Source organism: Gemmiger formicilis (assembly GCF_018784445.1).
Classification (GTDB): domain Bacteria; phylum Bacillota; class Clostridia; order Oscillospirales; family Ruminococcaceae; genus Gemmiger.
In genome coordinates, this window is record NZ_WQOH01000097.1 from 1 (window position 1) to 357 (window position 357).

The 357-nt window shown below is 54.3% G+C and carries 1 protein-coding gene; it reads left to right on the forward strand.

Annotation, left to right across the window (positions count from 1 at the left end; translation table 11 throughout):
* Positions 1 to 133: 133 nt before the first annotated feature.
* On the forward strand, positions 134 to 357 hold a 224-nt coding region (locus GPK89_RS15370; RefSeq protein WP_215694471.1), incomplete at its 3' end, for a ribonucleotide-diphosphate reductase subunit beta.

Below are 357 nucleotides of genomic sequence, written 5' to 3' on the forward strand. Positions count from 1 at the left end.
GACTATTCCATGCGTCAGGTGCTCAGACTGTATTTAGAGGCGTGGAGGGTCGGCGTCAAGACCATTTACTATGTCCGCAGCAAGGCCCTTGAGGTCGAGGCCTGCGAAAGCTGCTCGTCATAAGGAGGATAGCATGACGGAACTGAAGAAAAAGCCCCTCTTTAACCCGGAGGGCAACCTTGATGTGCGCCTGCGGCGCATGATCGGCGGCAATACCACCAACCTCAACGACTTCAACAATATGAAGTACGCTTGGGTCAGCGACTGGTACCGGCAGGCCATGAACAACTTTTGGATTCCTGAGGAGATCAATCTCTCGCAGGATGTGAAGGACTATCCCCGCCTGCTGTCAGCCGA